The sequence below is a fragment of the Streptomyces sp. NPDC059008 genome (assembly GCF_042749045.1).
Lineage (GTDB): Bacteria > Actinomycetota > Actinomycetes > Streptomycetales > Streptomycetaceae > Streptomyces.
Genome location: NZ_JBHYJC010000049.1, coordinates 40569 through 54264, shown reverse-complemented (window position 1 = coordinate 54264; position 13696 = coordinate 40569). Strand labels below are relative to the sequence as shown.

General features: G+C 69.1%; 13 protein-coding genes. 7 read left to right on the top strand and 6 right to left on the bottom strand.

The features are described from left to right. Positions 1 to 220: 220 nt before the first annotated feature. The gene (locus tag ACFWZH_RS33930; RefSeq protein ID WP_384440264.1) at positions 221 to 1186 is read right to left on the bottom strand and encodes a GlxA family transcriptional regulator; all 966 of its coding nucleotides are present in this window, start codon (positions 1184 to 1186) and stop codon (positions 221 to 223) included. Between the two features lie 259 nt (positions 1187 to 1445). Here ACFWZH_RS33930 and ACFWZH_RS33925 point away from each other — a divergent pair, with 259 nt between their 5' ends. The 3 genes from ACFWZH_RS33925 (at position 1446) to ACFWZH_RS33915 (ending at position 5117) form a co-directional block, all read left to right on the top strand. Then, entirely contained in the window at positions 1446 to 2387 is a 942-nt protein-coding gene (locus ACFWZH_RS33925; RefSeq protein WP_384440261.1) for an NADP-dependent oxidoreductase, read from the top strand. A 586-nt stretch (positions 2388 to 2973) separates the two neighbouring features. Then, on the top strand, positions 2974 to 4371 hold the full coding sequence (locus tag ACFWZH_RS33920) for a hypothetical protein (protein ID WP_384440258.1): 1398 nt from the start codon (positions 2974 to 2976) through the stop codon (positions 4369 to 4371). Further along, on the top strand, positions 4368 to 5117 hold the full coding sequence (locus ACFWZH_RS33915; RefSeq protein ID WP_384440255.1) for an MBL fold metallo-hydrolase: 750 nt from the start codon (positions 4368 to 4370) through the stop codon (positions 5115 to 5117). The genes ACFWZH_RS33920 and ACFWZH_RS33915 overlap by 4 nt, the downstream gene beginning before the upstream one ends. A gap of 110 nt (positions 5118 to 5227) precedes the next feature. Here ACFWZH_RS33915 and ACFWZH_RS33910 read toward each other — a convergent pair whose 3' ends face one another. Both ACFWZH_RS33910 and ACFWZH_RS33905 read right to left on the bottom strand, forming a co-directional pair. Further along, the gene (locus ACFWZH_RS33910; protein ID WP_384440252.1) at positions 5228 to 6109 is read right to left on the bottom strand and encodes a hypothetical protein; all 882 of its coding nucleotides are present in this window, start codon (positions 6107 to 6109) and stop codon (positions 5228 to 5230) included. Between the two features lie 45 nt (positions 6110 to 6154). Continuing rightward, complete coding sequence (locus ACFWZH_RS33905; protein WP_384440249.1) at positions 6155 to 7255, bottom strand: M20 family metallopeptidase; 1101 nt, start codon at positions 7253 to 7255, stop codon at positions 6155 to 6157. Between the two features lie 195 nt (positions 7256 to 7450). Between ACFWZH_RS33905 and ACFWZH_RS33900 the strand changes: the two genes are divergently transcribed. Together ACFWZH_RS33900 and ACFWZH_RS33895 are read left to right on the top strand one after the other, a co-directional pair. Continuing rightward, positions 7451 to 8773: an Ig-like domain-containing protein gene (locus ACFWZH_RS33900; RefSeq protein WP_384440246.1), complete on the top strand. Its 1323-nt coding sequence runs from the start codon at positions 7451 to 7453 to the stop codon at positions 8771 to 8773. A gap of 393 nt (positions 8774 to 9166) precedes the next feature. Beyond that, positions 9167 to 10117 (top strand): hypothetical protein, encoded by a 951-nt coding sequence (locus ACFWZH_RS33895; RefSeq protein ID WP_384440242.1) that lies wholly within the window; start codon positions 9167 to 9169, stop codon positions 10115 to 10117. A 109-nt stretch (positions 10118 to 10226) separates the two neighbouring features. Here the strand turns inward: ACFWZH_RS33895 and ACFWZH_RS33890 are convergent, their stop codons facing one another. Next, on the bottom strand, positions 10227 to 10514 hold the full coding sequence (locus tag ACFWZH_RS33890; protein ID WP_384440239.1) for a hypothetical protein: 288 nt from the start codon (positions 10512 to 10514) through the stop codon (positions 10227 to 10229). Further along, positions 10514 to 11167: an HNH endonuclease family protein gene (locus ACFWZH_RS33885; protein ID WP_384440236.1), complete on the bottom strand. Its 654-nt coding sequence runs from the start codon at positions 11165 to 11167 to the stop codon at positions 10514 to 10516. The genes ACFWZH_RS33890 and ACFWZH_RS33885 overlap by 1 nt, the downstream gene beginning before the upstream one ends. Positions 11168 to 11555: 388 nt before the next feature. On the opposite strand from ACFWZH_RS33885, the gene ACFWZH_RS33880 reads away from it, so the two are divergent. Together ACFWZH_RS33880 and ACFWZH_RS33875 are read left to right on the top strand one after the other, a co-directional pair. Further along, entirely contained in the window at positions 11556 to 12368 is an 813-nt protein-coding gene (locus tag ACFWZH_RS33880; protein WP_384440233.1) for a hypothetical protein, read from the top strand. Continuing rightward, the gene (locus ACFWZH_RS33875; protein ID WP_384440231.1) at positions 12365 to 13033 is read left to right on the top strand and encodes a class F sortase; all 669 of its coding nucleotides are present in this window, start codon (positions 12365 to 12367) and stop codon (positions 13031 to 13033) included. Before ACFWZH_RS33880 ends, ACFWZH_RS33875 begins: the two co-directional genes overlap by 4 nt. A gap of 114 nt (positions 13034 to 13147) precedes the next feature. Here ACFWZH_RS33875 and ACFWZH_RS33870 read toward each other — a convergent pair whose 3' ends face one another. Continuing rightward, complete coding sequence (locus tag ACFWZH_RS33870; RefSeq protein WP_384440228.1) at positions 13148 to 13687, bottom strand: CGNR zinc finger domain-containing protein; 540 nt, start codon at positions 13685 to 13687, stop codon at positions 13148 to 13150. Positions 13688 to 13696: the final 9 nt, after the last annotated feature.

Sequence of the window (13696 nt, the reverse complement as noted above, 5' to 3'; positions counted from 1 at the left end):
CTGCCAGTAGGGCCGGGCGAACTCAACCAGCAGTTCAGGATCGCTACCGACGACAACCGGGCAGCCAACCAGATCCAGCAGAACCAGACCGAAGGGGTGGTCGAGCTCACCGTCTTATGTGCGCCCCGCTCCCCCGCTCCCGCCCTCCCCACCACCTCGCTTACGTCCGCCCGGCTGCCCGGCTGCCCGGCTGCCCGGCTGCCCGCTCATGCGACCCCGGCTACCCGCCGTCGCCGCGGAAAGTGCGGCGGTACACCTGGGGAGCGACGCCGATCGCGGCGTGGAGGTGCTGGCGCAGCGAGACGCCGGTGCCGAAGCCGGCGCGGTGGGCGACGAGGTCGACCGGCCATACGGTCGTCTCCAGCAAATGGCGTGCGAGGTCGACGCGTTGACGGGTGAGCCATTGGCCAGGGGTGGTGCCGACTTCGTCGCGGAAGCGGCGGGTGAAGGTGCGTACGCTCATGTTGGCGTGGGCGGCGAGGTCGGCCAGGGTGAGGCGTTCGGCAAGGTGCTCCAGGGCCCACGCCTGGGTGGGTGCGGTGCTGGCGGCCTGGGTGTCGGGGACGGGCCGCTGGATGTACTGGGCCTGGCCGCCGTCGCGCCAGGGCGGTACAACGCAGGAGCGGGCGACCTCGTTGGCGATCTGGCTGCCGTGATCGCGACGGACGATGTGCAGGCACAGGTCGATGCCCGCGGCGACTCCGGCGGAGGTGAGGATGTCGCCATCGTCGACGAACAGGACATCGGGGTCGACGCGGATGGTAGTGAACATCCGCTGCAGCCGATCGGCCTCCCGCCAGTGGGTGGTGGCAGGCCGACGGTCGAGCAGCCCAGCGGCGGCCAGGACGTAGGCGGCGGTGCAGATGCCCACGATCCGGGTGCCAGGGCGCATACCCGCCAGGGCATCGCGCAGTGCACCCGGCAACCGGCCCTCTTCACGGACCGGGCCGAGAGCCTGAGAGGGAGGGATGACGACGGTGTCGACGCCAGCCAACAAGGAAGCGTCGTGCGAGACGCTGAGGCCGTAGTCAGCCTCAGTGCGTACGGGGCGGCCGTCCAGGCTGCAGGTGGTCACGGTGTAGAGGCGGGTGCCCGCCCCGTCGCGGGCTGCGCCGAAGATACGGGCGGGGATGCCGAGCTCGAAGGGGACGACTCCGTCCAGGGCCAGAACGCCGACGTGGTGCATGGCCAGATCCTTTCAGGTCATGGCCATCAGGCCGCTACTGGGGATCTTGTGCCTCCGGCAGGCTGGGGACGTGCCCGAGAAAAACGGCACGAACCATAACAAGAGCCTCGGGAAAGCGAACGTGACCATGTCTCAGGACGCCATCAGCCCTGCCCCTGTCCCTGTCTCTGCTCCTGTCCCCGCCCCTGTCCCCGCCCCTGCTCCTGCTCCTGCTCCTGCTCCTGCTCCTGCTCCTGCTCCTGCTCCTGCTCCTGCGACCATGCTTGCCATATCCCAGGACGCCCCGGGGAGTCCCGACGTCCTCAAGGTCGTCGAGGTGCCCCGCCCGCAGCCCGGCCGGGGCGAGATCCTGGTCCGGGTGCACGCGGCGGGCGTGAACCCGGCCGACTGGAAGACCCGCGAGCGGGGTGTGTTCGCCAACGGGGCGAAGCCTCCGTTCACCCTGGGCTTCGACGTCTCCGGAGTGGTCGCGGAGACCGGCGACGGCGTAACCCTCTTCCAGCCGGGTGACGAGGTCTTCGGGATGCCGCGCTTCCCGCACCCGGCCGGTGCCTACGCCGAGTACGTCACCGCCCCGGCCCGCCATTTCGCCCGTCGGCCCAAGGACCTGGACCACATCCAGGCCGGTGCCCTGCCGCTGGCCTCGCTCACCGCCTGGCAGGCCCTGGTCGACACCGCGCACGTCCAGCCGGGACAGCGGGTGCTCGTCCATGCCGCCGCGGGCGGCGTCGGCCACCTGGCCGTCCAGATCGCCAAGGCCCGGGGCGCCCATGTGATCGGCACCGCCAGCGCCGCCAAGCACGAGCTACTGCGCTCGCTCGGCGCGGACGAACTCGTCGACTACCGGACCGAGGACTTCGCCGAGACCGTCCGCGACGTGGATGTGGTGCTGGACAGCCTCGGCGGCGAGAGCTGGGCCCGCTCTCTGCGCACCCTGCGCCCCGGTGGAACGCTGATCTCGATCCTGCCGCTGGATGGCACGTTCCCCCACCAGGAGGCCGAAGCGGCCGGAGTGCGGGCGGTGTTCATGCTCGTCGAACCCGACCGGGCGGGGCTGCACGCGATCAGCGCCCTGGTCGAAGACGGCCGACTGCGCGTCATCGCGGACGCGGTCTTCCCCCTTGAGGAGGCCGCGGCCGCCCACACGCTCGGGGAGGCCGGCCGCACCACCGGAAAGATTGTCCTCTCCGTCACCTCGTGACCGGCGCCCAACTCTTCCTCACTTCCTCTCCTTCCTCTCCTTCCTCGTCTTCCTCTTTCTTCTTCCTCTCCTCGCTGCCGTGAAGGTGTGTCAGGCGCCGCACACCCACCCCGGCCTGCCCGCAGTCCCGCAGTCCCGCAGTCCCGCACCGACAAGGACGACATCACCGCCACTTTCCCCACTGGCTCCGAAAGCGCCTGCAAACTTGGAAATGACTGAAATTTGTTCTACCTTCTCAGCGAGAATTCGGCGATCTTCACTCGGCCGTCTGGCTGGTGAAGCAGGCCGCGACGAAGGGGCAGGACCAGCTGCCGGGCCGAGCTGATGCCATCGGCCAGGGGGGCCCGTGCAACGCCGTCGCATACGCATATCCAGTCATCTGCGCACATCCGGTCACCTCCGCATATCCCGTCACCTCCGCGTAATCCGACGCCTCCGCATATCCGTCTGGGCCGGCCCGGCCGGCCTCGCACTCGGTCTCGGCCTGTGGGGCATCACGCGCGAGCACAGCATGTGGCGGGATGAGGCGGCGACTTGGCAGGCAGCTCATCGGCCGCTGGCCGAAATTGCGCATATGGTCGGTCAGGTGGACATCGTCCACGGCCTCTACTACGTGGTGATGCACGCGGTGTTCGCCGTCTTCGGCGACAGTCTGCTCACCCTGCGACTGCCCTCGGTGCTCGCCACCGCCCTCGCCTGCGGACTGACCGCCCTGATCGGGGCCCGGCTCTCGGATCGCTGGGTCGGCATCGGTGCCGGGTGCGGTCTGGTCGTCATTCCCGCAGTCCAGGAACACGCCCAAGAAGGACGGCCCTACGGACTCGTCCTCGCCTTCGTCGCACTCGCGACCTGGCTTCTGGTAGGTGCCCTGGAGCGGCCGACCCCCGGGCGGTGGGCCTGCTATGCGGGTTCGGTGCTGATCGCCGCGCTGCTCAACTGGTTCTCGCTGCTCGCGCTGGTCGCACACGGTGTCACCATGGCGTACGTCCGCCCCGGCCGGGCCCGTGTCCTCGGGTGGGCGCTCGCCTCCTGCAGCGCCCTCGCAGCGGCTCTACCGCTGGTCCTGGCCAGCCAGGAGCAGGCCGGACAGGTCTCGTGGATCAAACCGCTGGGCTGGTCGACGGTGCTCGGCGTGCTGGTCACCGCAGCGATCGCAGCCCTCGGGGCGCGCACACCACAGGCACGCACGGCACACGGCGGCCGCGAGGGGACGCCTTCCGCTCGTGTGCACCTCGCGGCCGTCGCACTGCCACTGTGCGCACTACCCCAGTTCGGCCTGGCGCTGGCTTCGGTCATCAAGCCTCTCTACGTCACGCGCTACGTCCTGTTCGCCTACGTCGGCCTGGCACTGCTCCTCGGCGCCCTGCTGGCCGCGATCGCGGTGCGCCTCACAGCGCAGCCCCGGGTGCTCTTTCCCGCCGTTGTCGCCGTCACCCTGTTGGCACTGCTGCCGATGGAACTCCGGCTGCGTACCGAAGACAGCCGCGTCGACGACGTGCTCACCGCCGCCCACCTCGTCGACCGCATCCGCCACGCGGGCGACGGCGTGGTCTACATCCCCGCCGCGCGCCGGGACACCGCCCTGGTCTCACCGGACGCCTTCCAAGGCCTGCGGGACCTGGCCCTGGCCCAGGGCCCGCAGGAGTCAGGAACCTTGAAGGGCATAGAGGCCGCCCCCCGCACCATAGAGCGCGCCATGCTCGACACACCTCGCATAGTCCTCGTCACCGACCCCGGGGCGCCGGCCCCCGACACGGCGCGCGACCTCACCAAGCAACGCGTCCTCGAAAGGCACTTCGTCCGCCGCTCGACCCGTACGGAGCGAGGCCGTCAGGTGAGCGTCTACGAACGACGCCGGCCCGCCGGTTCCGACGGATCATGCGGTTCGGCCCCGGGCTCGGCGTGCACGGCGGGGTTCGGCGGACGTTCGTGGCGGTACCCGGCCGGAATAACCGGTCGGCTGAGCGCGCTGGCAGGGTCATGAACGCCCTCACCTACCTCGGCGGACCGACCGCGCTCATCGAATACGGCGGCCTGCGTCTGCTCACCGACCCGACCTTCGACGCTCCCGGCGACTACCCGATCGGCGAGCGCAAGCTCGTCAAGCTGGCCGGGCCCGCGCTGAGTACGGACGAGGTGGGCGCGGTCGACGCGGTGCTGCTCTCGCACGACCATCACCCGGACAATCTCGACGAGGCGGGGCGCGGGTTCGCCGCTGCCGCCCCGCTCGTGCTCTCCACCCGCTCGGCAGTGGAGCGGCTCGGCGGACCGGTGCGGGCGCTGCCCAACTGGGAGACGTACGAGATCGGTGACGTCCGCATCACGGGTACGCCCGCGCAGCACGGGCCGGACGGAAGCGAGCACCTGGTCGGCGAGGTGACCGGCTTCGTGCTGAGCGGGGACGGGCTGCCGACGGTGTACGTCAGCGGGGACAACGCCTCGCTGGATGTCGTGCGGGAGGTCGCTCGTCGGTCGGGGCCCATCGATGTGGCGGTGCTGTTCGTGGGGGCGGCCCGTACGCCGTTGGTGGGTGATGCGGACCTCACGCTGTCCAGCGCGAACGCGGCGCTGGCCACGGAGGTCCTCGGTGCGCGGCAGGTCGTGCCGTTGCACTTCGAACAGTGGGGTCACTTCACCCAGGGTGCGGACAGCCTGACGGCGGCCTTCGCGCAGGCCGGTCTGAGTGAGCGGCTGCATGTGCCGAAGCTCGGCGAAACGGTCGGGCTCTAGGGTCTGCGGCCTGGCGGCTCATCAGGAGGGGGTCGGAGGGAGACCGGAGGGAGACCGGAGGGGGACCGATGGCGCTCTGGGCGGATCGGAGGGGAATCGGAGGAGCGCTCTCACGCCTCAGCCGCTCCCGGCGATCCCTCGATTTCGGCCACCGCGAGCTGAAAGATGCGGTGCTGATCCTCGGTCACCGGCACGTCCGACTCCCCGGCCTCTTCAGCAGCCTCCAGCCACTCGTAGATGATCACCTCGATGATGTCCGGCACACCCGTGCCCAACAGCATCTCGACCAACTGCCAGGAGTGCGTCGTGACCGGAAACCTCGCCGCCCGGTAATGCGCCCTGGCCTCCTGCCATATCTTCCGCGCCGCCTCCGGTCCCTCGACATGGGCCGCGTCGTGCAGCAGACGGCACCAGCCGACATCGATGCGGTCGATACAGCCGCTGAACTCGCTGTCCCAGGGGCTGATTTCCGCGACTTCACGGAACAGGGCGAGCGCCGCGGCACGATCGCCGGCCGAGTAGAGTTCGTGCGCCGGCTTCAACTTCGCTTCCAACCGCTGGTTCGGCAGCGCACCGTACTTGGCGACATAGGCCTCGATTTCCACCAAGTAGTCTCTGTTTTGGGCTGCGCGGCTTCGCATGTGGTCGGAATACCACCACAGCTCAACGGTCTCGTCCTCGTCGACGCCGTTGGCTTCGGCTTCCTTCAGTAGCTCGACGGCCCGGTCGTTGTCCTCGTCCATATCGTCCGGGTCCGGGTTGTCTTCCATGTCGTCCAGGCGGGCATAGGCCCCGGCGAGCGCCAGCACACCGCGTACGTTCCCGTCCACGGCTCCGGCCGCCAGATATTCGTCCACGGCCGAGGCGACATGGCCCCAGTACGTCCCGTCGGCCAACTCTCCGGCAGGGGTGAACAATGCGCCCAGTTCCGGTGGCAGCTTCCCGGAGGTGATCACTGTGGTGATGCTGGCGGGAATCGGCGGCAGTTCCATTCTTCTCCCTCGACACGGTTGATCGGCGTTCTTCCACGCGGCGTGCTACGCGTCTTGAATCGCGTTCACCAGGCCGGCAACAAGGTTCGCCCGCTCGGCCATGACGTCGACCACCAGGTACTCGTGGTCGGCGTGGGCACCGCCCCCGACCGCTCCGAGGCCGTCGAGTGTCGGCACCCCGAGTGCGGCCGTGAAATTGCCGTCGCTTCCGCCGCCGACTGCCCTGCCTTCGATGCCGGGAAGCAGCCTCGTCGCCACGGCGAACAGCTCGGTCGACGCCGACTCGGGCATCGGGGGCCGGCCGACGGCTCCTCGCACCGTGATCTCCGCCTCGTCGAGATGGGGAGCCAGTGCCGCGAAAGCGGCTTCGATGCGTTCCTTCTCGCCGGCCGACTCGACCCGGACGTCGACGATGACGGTCGCCTCCGCGGGCACGACGTTGTCCAGGGTCCCTGCGGACGCGACGGTCGGGGTGACGGTCGTGCCGATGTCGGGGCGACCGAGCGCTTCGATGTCCAGTACCTGGTGCGCCGCCTCGACCAGGGCGTTGACCCCGGCCGCCGGCTCAAGACCCGCGTGTGACGCCCGGCCCGCGACCGAGACCTCGAACGTGCCGCAGCCTTTGCGGCCGGTCTTCAGGCCGCCGCCGTCCGCGGCACCCTCCATCACGAGTACAGCGCCACAGGCAAGGGCGCGTTCTTCGATGAGCGCGCGCGAGGAGCGGGAGCCGACCTCCTCGTCGGCGGTCACCAGGATCTCGACGCCCGACCGGTCGTCGAGCGTCGCCAGGCCGTGAATGGCCTGTACGAGCCCGCCGAGCATGTCGAAGACTCCGGGGCCGGTGGCACGACCGTCTTCGACCGTGAACGGGCGGCGCTCAAGGGTGCCGAGCGGAAACACCGTGTCGTGGTGGCCGAGGATGAGAACTTTGGGGTCGCCACCAGCCGACCAGTGGACGTGCGGTCCGGCCTCGCTCTCGACGAGGACGGCCTGCCCGCCGAGGCGGCTCTCGATGACGGCGGCGACCGCTTTGGCCGAGGCCCGCAAGGCGTCGAGGTCGCGCGACGGAGACTCGACCTCGACGAGTGTCCTGAGGTCCTCGAGCATCGCGTCAACACGCAAACGGCCGATCTTGTGCGTCGTCATGCCGCAAGGGTAATTGGCGGGCCGCGGCGGACCTGCGCCGCGGTGAGCGGGACCACGGTTCTCACTGAGCTGACTGATCTAGCTGATCTAACTGATCTAAGAGGTGCGTTGAGAAGTGCCCCCTAGGGTCGGCCACCGATGTTTGCCCGGCCCCTGGCCCGGCCGTCCCACCATCCCACCATCCCGCCTTCCCGTATGGAGCTGCTCGTGACCACGTCGGACAACCCCGTGCCCTCCCGGTTGCACGCACCGCGCCACCGGCTGCTCCCGCCCGAGCGGCCGCCGGTACCCGGTGCGTCGTACCGGTCCCGGAAGATACGCAGGACGCTCACCGCATCGGCTCTGTTCGCGGCGGGGGCGTTGGTCCTGTCCGGTTGTGGCGGGGACGGCTCGGCGGGCAGCGGCGACGGCAAGAACGGTGCCGGCGCCAAGGACGGCTCCGGCATCCGGATCACGGTGTCGTCCAAGGACGGTGCCACCAACGCCGGCCTCAACGGAGCCCGTGTGCAGGTCAGCGGCGGCACGTTGACCGAGGTGAAGCTGACCGCCGCGGAGTCCGGCAAGGAGGTGGCCGGCGCGATGGCGCCCGGCGGGGCGTCCTGGAAACCATCGGTGCAGCTGGAGCGCGGCACCAAGTACAAGATCGTGGCGAACGCCAAGGACGCCAAGGGCCGTTCGGCCACCGAGAACGCGACGTTCACGACGGTCTCCTCGGCCAACAGCTTCATCGGCACCTACACGCCCGACAACGGCAAGACCGTCGGTGTCGGCATGCCGGTGTCCTTCAACTTCGACAAGGTGATCACCAACAAGAAGGACGTCCAGTCCCACATCAAGGTGACCTCCAGCAGCGGCCAGCAGGTCGTCGGCCACTGGTTCGGCGCCCAGCGCCTGGACTTCCGCCCGGCGGAGTACTGGAAGGCCGGCTCCAAGGTCACCATGGAGATCGACCTGGACGGTGTGAAGGGCGGCAACGGCATCACCGGCGTGCAGTCCAAGACGGTCACCTTCACCGTCGGACGCTCGCAGGTGTCCACCGTCGACATGAACACCCAGATGATGACGGTCAAGCGGGACGGCAAGACCATCAAGTCCATCCCGATCTCCGGCGGCAGCCCCGACAACCCGACCTACAACGGGCAGATGGTCATCTCGGAGAAGTTCGAGCAGACCAGCATGGACGGCTCGACCGTCGGCTTCAAGAATCCCGAGGACTCCTACATCATCCCTGACGTGCCGCACGCGATGCGGCTGTCGACCTCCGGCACATTCCTGCACGGCAACTACTGGGGCTCCCCGTCCGTCTTCGGCAAGGCCGGTACCAGCCACGGCTGCATAGGCCTGCGGGACGTCCAGGGCGGCGGGGACGGCACACCGGGCAAGTGGTTCTTCGACCAGTCGCTGGTCGGCGATGTCGTCGTCGTGAAGAACTCGCCCGAGCAGACCGTCAAGCCGGACAACGGCCTCAATGGGTGGAACCTGCCCTGGAACGCATGGCAGGCGGGCAGCGCGCTCTGACCGCGCCCGCAGCGCAGGCGGACACCTGGAACCATAAATCCAAGAATTTGCCTTAGGAGATTTCGCTACCGCTCCCCCTCCCTCCCCGGGAATTCCTCATCGACTCGACGGACCCCGCAAAAGTTACCGGATAGTCGGCGGAACCCCCGGGGATCCACTGCCATCTCCACACGTGACGAAGGGAGGGAAGTCTTTCTAGCGCAGCGTCGGGCGGACTCGGCAATACGGCGAAGCGGTGGAGCCCTTTCGGCGGTTCCACACTTCGATACGTCGGTACCTCGTCATTTCCGTCGTTCCGTCATTTCACTGTTCCCGCTTTGCGCCCTTCCGCCTTTCCGCCTTTCCGTCCAGCGCAGTGGTTCTGCAGGTCCACATATCGAGGAGATACCCGCGATGAACCTTCCGAAGACTGGCAACCACCCGAGTGCTCCTGGCAGATGGATGCGGCGTTCCGCCGTCGTGGCCGGAGCAACCCTGATCGCCGGGTCGCTGGTCGGCGGCCAGCTTCCGGCAGCGGCCGCCGACGGTGACGGCGGCTTCTACAAGTCCGAAGAGGACGTCGTCAACCTGCTGTCGCAGACGGCGCCGCTGAACCCGAAGGAGGCCGTCAAGGGCTACCCGCAGGGACAGGACACCCGAGAGGTCAAGCTCGAGGACGTCCAGAAGGTCTACTCCCCCGAGGACGCGATCAAGGACGCCAAGGAAAAGCTCGGCAGCGGCTTCGACTTCACCCCGGGCGTCCAGGTCGTCGACAACCCCGACGTCCGCAAGTCCAGCCAGGACAACGTGGAGCCGTGGACGGGCCTGACGGCGGAGCAGGGCTGCACCATGCCCAACGAGAAGAAGGGAGGCGACAGCCCACCGTGCGGCTTCGTGGGCGTACTGGAGAAGAAGTACCCCACCATCCAGGCCACGGCGGAGGTGACCGGGAAGGCCAAGCTCACCTACAAGACACAGGCCACCGTCGGGCAGGACAAGGCCGAGACCAAGGGCTGGTCCGTCGGCGGGAAGGTCAGCGCATCGCTGGTGCCCCCCGGCGACAAGGGCGGCGTCTCACCCGGCGGCGAAGTGAACTTCACCTACAGCGAGTCCACCACCACGACCAACAAGTGGACGAGCATGGCGGAGCAGGGTGTGGAGATCGACGTACCGGACGGGGCGGTCGGCTGGCTCGACGGACGCGCCAACGGCGGTACGTACATCGGCTACATCATCGCCAAGGAACACCTCGCCTCCGGCGGCACGGAGAAGCAGAAGCTCGTCGCCATACCGGCCCGCGTCACGATCCAGGCCCCCGGCAAGTCCACCCCGATGACCTGGGTCAAACGCGACTCCAAGAAGTAGCCCTTCCCAAACAGGCCCACCGCGGCCCCCGGCTCCGGCATCCGCCAGCCGGGGGCCGCCCGCGCCGACGTCCGGGAACGGCGTCGCCGCGGGTCGGTCCGGTATCTCGTCACCGGAGGCCGGGTGCGGGGACGACGGCCCCGCCGCCACGACGTACGGCCTGCACGACGGCGGTGTGCAGGGCCTCCAGACCACCTGGTGCCACGGCGACCGGGCTGCCGGTGAGCGTGTACCACTCCTCGGCGCCGGTGTACTGGATGTGCACCGCCACCCGGCCGCCGGGCTGGAGGACGGTGGCGAGGGTGAGGTCACCGGTGATGACGCCCACCTCGTCGGTCATCGCGCCGCCGGGGCCGGCGGTCACCTCGTCGACGTGCCGTTGAGGACCGGTGGGCATCAGGCGCAGGTGTCGAGCATCGAGGCGAGCCGGTCGGCCTCCGGCTGGGTCACCGACAGCTGGTAGATGTGCTTGACGTCCGTCCAGGCGCGCGCGTACGTGCACCAGTAGCCGCGGCTGGGCGGGGTCCACTGGTCGGGCGACTGGTCGCCCTTGCTCCTGTTGGAGGCGGCGGAGACGGCGATCAGCTGCGAGTGCTGCAGGTCGTTGGCGAACTGCTTGCGTCGGGCCGTCGTCCAGTCGTCGGCGCCCGACCGCCAGGCGTTGGCCAGGGGCACCATGTGGTCGATGTCCACCTGCGACGCCGACGTCAGGGTCTTGTCGTCATAGAGGCTGTGCCAGGAGCCGGAGACGGCCCGGCACTGGTCGTCCTGGGTGACGTTCTGGCCGTCACGCTTGAGCACGACCTCACGGGTGTCGCACTTGCTTCCCTGCTGACTCCAGTGCGGGAACTTCGCGCGCGAGTAACCGTTCATCGAATGTGGCGCCTCGATGGTCAGGTCCGCGAGTTCCGTGCGGACGACCTCCGCCGACGGCGGCTCGGGCATCTGGGCGGGTACCGCGGCGGCCGGAGTGACGGCGGCCGGGCCGAGCACGGCGCCCAGCGCAAGAGTGACGACAGCGACTAACCACCGGGCGCGTGTATTGATCATGCGTCACAAGTACCGGACGCTCTCCTTCAACAGAGCGCCATCACCCGGTCGGTGGCGTGTCCCCCCGGCGCCGTCTCCACACCCGGGCCGTGGTGAGGCCGAGCACGCCTGTGAGCGGACGCGCATTGCGATGCATGGATAGCGGAGGCACGATCCTCCCCATGGCACAGGAGGGTCCCAGTGGTCAAGGGAAGCCGTCGTTTTTTAGGCATGATGCCTCATCGACCGGAGCGCTGAACGCGGTCTCAGCGCGCCTCGTACTAGGGGCTACTTGTGCCCGGGCAACACCGGGCGGTCAACTCAGGCCGCCTGGAGCCGCGTTGTACGGGCCTACGGACGAGACCACGGCGATCCCGACGGGGAGACCGCCGGAAGGGAACGAACGACCGTGACAACCCAGCGCACCGCTCGCCTCGCCGCCGTCCTCGCTCTGCCTGTCGCCCTGGCTCTCTCGGGTCTGACCGCCGCTCCGGCTCTCGCCGGGGACAAGGCGTACCAGATCAATCTCAAGCCCCTGAACAACTCGGGGAGCCGGGGCACGGTGATGCTCAGCCTCGACGGCGACCGGCTGAACGTGAAGATCGAGTCGGACGGGCTCGTCCCGGGCCAGCCGCATGCCCAGCACCTCCACGGCTCCACCGACGGTCACGACTTCCAGTGCCCGTCCGCGAGTGCCGACACGGACGGCGACGGGATCATCAACAACACCGAAGCCACGGTGCATTACGGCGATATCAACATCTCGCTCACCACCGACGGCGACACCAGCCCGGACAGCGGGCTCGCCGTCGACCGCATGCCCAAGGCGGACGCCCGGGGCCATCTCTCCTACGAGCGCAGCATCCCCGTGTCCCAGGACGTGGTCGAGCACATCAAGGACCTCCATGTGGTGGAGCACGGCATCGACCCGAACGGCAACAAGCAGTACGACTTCGGCGTGGGCAAGAGCGAACTCGATCCCAAGCTGCCCCAGGAAGCCACCGCCCCCACGAACTGCGGCGTCGTCGAGGGCGCCGCGGTCGGATCCATCCCGGTGGGCGGCGTGGAGACGGGTGGCGGAACAGCCGAGAGCCATGAGATCCCCAGGGCGTTGGTGGGCGCCGGCGGACTCGCCTTCGTGGCGGCGGCCGGAGCGCTTGCCCTGGGCCGCCGGAAGCGCTCGGCCGCTGCCGCCGAGTCGACCGGACGGAGTGCCGCGTGAGGAACCGGGGAAGGCGCGCGGCCCTGTCCTGCGCCGCGGCTGCGGCGTTGCTGCTGCTCAGCGGGTGTGCGGCCGGGGACCCTGCGTCGCAGGCGCCTCCCGCCGGGCAGCAGCAGCCCGCGCAGGGCGGCGAGGCCGCGTCCGGCACGGAGAAGGGGGCGGGAGCGGGAGCTGGGAGCGGTCAGGGCGGTGAGGAGGAGACGGGGGGTGCGCGGAAGGCCGCCCCGCAGCGGATCTCGGTTCCGTCGCTCAATATCTCCTCCACCCTTGAGGCGTTGGGGAAGAAGAAGGACGGGACGATGGAGACGCCCGTCGACCCCGACAAGGCGGGCTGGTACACGCCCGGTCCGGCTCCCGGTGACAAGGGTCCGGCCGTGATCGCGGGTCATGTCAGCTGGAACGGCAAGCCGTCGGTGTTCCACCGGCTGTCCTCGCTGAAGGCCGGTGCGGCGATCGAGGTCGAGCGGGCGGACGGGAAGTCCGCGAAGTTCACCGTCAGCCGTGTCGCGCAGTACCCGAAGAACAAGTTCCCCACCATCGAGGTCTACAAGAACATCGACCACGCGGGGCTGCGCCTGATCACCTGCGGTGGCGACTACGACGCGTCGCAGCACTACTACCCGGACAACGTGGTGGTGTTCGCCGAGCTGAGCCAGGCGGAATAGCACCGACCAGCCGGGAAGAGCCGTGAGGTTCGGGGCGGAAGCACGGCCGCCGCCTCAGTGGCCGAGCCGGAGTCCGGCGTCCTCTCGGGGCGCCGGACTCCGGCTGTCCGGCGGTCACTCCGAGGCGTGGGGCCTGCGCTCACGCCTGGCACGGTGGCGGCGTACCGCATCCCGGTTGGCGCAGCCCGGCGAGCAGTAGCGCTGCCGGCCCGCACGGCTGAAGTCCGCATAGGCGTTACCGCATTCGGCCAGCGCACACCGTCCCAGGCGGTGCATGCCCAGCCCGGTCAGGTGCAGCGCCGTTCCCACGGCACCGATCGCCCTCAGGACGCCGCCCAACCCGATCCCGTCCTCCCGGTAGTGGATGTGCCAGCCGCCATCGGCGTGGTCCGTCAGCCGGGGGTACGTGGAAGCCTCCGCGAGCAGCACATTGAGCAGCTCGGCGCGTCTGCGGTCCGTTGGGGCGTCGACCACCTCGGCCCATCGCTCCACGAACGTCAGTACCTGATCGAGGTCCTCCTCCTCGACGGGCCGGTCGATGGCCATCCCGGCGGTGAGGGAACGCTCGACGAGTTCGGGGACGCTGCGCGGCGGGGCGTTTGTGAGCCCGACCACAAACCGGACCAGGTCCTCCCCGTAAGGGTTCAGCTGCATAAGGCCATT

What these genes read in the sequence shown, in the direction of transcription:
- ACFWZH_RS33930 (WP_384440264.1), bottom strand. Translation starts at nt 1,186, where the DNA reads ATGCACCACGTCGGCGTTCTGGCCCTGGACGGAGTCGTCCCCTTCGAG.
- ACFWZH_RS33870 (WP_384440228.1), bottom strand. Translation starts at nt 13,687, where the DNA reads ATGCAGCTGAACCCTTACGGGGAGGACCTGGTCCGGTTTGTGGTCGGG.
- ACFWZH_RS33890 (WP_384440239.1), bottom strand. Translation starts at nt 10,514, where the DNA reads ATGCCCACCGGTCCTCAACGGCACGTCGACGAGGTGACCGCCGGCCCC.
- ACFWZH_RS33900 (WP_384440246.1), top strand. Translation starts at nt 7,451, where the DNA reads ATGGAGCTGCTCGTGACCACGTCGGACAACCCCGTGCCCTCCCGGTTG.
- ACFWZH_RS33895 (WP_384440242.1), top strand. Translation starts at nt 9,167, where the DNA reads ATGAACCTTCCGAAGACTGGCAACCACCCGAGTGCTCCTGGCAGATGG.
- ACFWZH_RS33910 (WP_384440252.1), bottom strand. Translation starts at nt 6,109, where the DNA reads ATGGAACTGCCGCCGATTCCCGCCAGCATCACCACAGTGATCACCTCC.
- ACFWZH_RS33925 (WP_384440261.1), top strand. Translation starts at nt 1,446, where the DNA reads ATGCTTGCCATATCCCAGGACGCCCCGGGGAGTCCCGACGTCCTCAAG.
- ACFWZH_RS33915 (WP_384440255.1), top strand. Translation starts at nt 4,368, where the DNA reads ATGAACGCCCTCACCTACCTCGGCGGACCGACCGCGCTCATCGAATAC.
- ACFWZH_RS33885 (WP_384440236.1), bottom strand. Translation starts at nt 11,167, where the DNA reads ATGATCAATACACGCGCCCGGTGGTTAGTCGCTGTCGTCACTCTTGCG.
- ACFWZH_RS33905 (WP_384440249.1), bottom strand. Translation starts at nt 7,255, where the DNA reads ATGACGACGCACAAGATCGGCCGTTTGCGTGTTGACGCGATGCTCGAG.